The 611-nt window shown below is 64.3% G+C and carries 1 protein-coding gene; it reads right to left on the bottom strand.

Translation table 11 applies throughout. The features are described 5' to 3' along the window. A partial coding sequence (locus OZ10_RS20175; protein ID WP_039566901.1) for a GTP-binding protein occupies positions 1–611 on the bottom strand: 611 nt, incomplete at both ends.

The raw sequence follows: 611 nt of genomic DNA, 5'->3' as shown, positions 1-611 counted from the left end.
GCAGCAGACCGGCGTTGTCGCCTGCCTGGCCCTGGTCCAGCAGCTTGCGGAACATTTCCACGCCGGTGACCGTGGTCTTCTGCGTGTCGCGGATACCGACGATTTCGATTTCGTCGCCTACCTTGATGATGCCGCGCTCGATACGACCGGTAACCACGGTGCCGCGGCCGGAGATCGAGAACACGTCTTCGACCGGCATCAGGAACGGACGGTCGACGTCACGGGTCGGCTCCGGAATGAAGCTGTCCAGGGCATCAACCAGCTTCAGGATGGCCGGCACACCGATCTCGCTCTGATCACCGTCCAGCGCCAGGCGGGCCGAACCGTGGATGATCGGGGTGTCGTCGCCCGGGAAGTCGTACTTGCTGAGCAGCTCGCGCACTTCCATCTCGACAAGCTCGAGCAGCTCGGCGTCGTCGACCATGTCGGCCTTGTTCAGGAACACGACGATGTGCGGCACACCGACCTGACGCGAGAGCAGGATGTGCTCACGGGTCTGCGGCATCGGGCCGTCAGCGGCCGAACACACCAGGATCGCGCCGTCCATCTGCGCCGCACCGGTGATCATGTTCTTGACGTAGTCGGCGTGGCCGGGGCAGTCAACGTGTGCG

This window comes from Xanthomonas cannabis pv. cannabis, assembly GCF_000802365.1.
In the GTDB taxonomy this organism is placed as follows: Bacteria; Pseudomonadota; Gammaproteobacteria; order Xanthomonadales; family Xanthomonadaceae; genus Xanthomonas; species Xanthomonas cannabis.
Note: the sequence above shows the minus strand (reverse complement) of the source record. Positions and strands in the feature narration are given on the sequence as shown.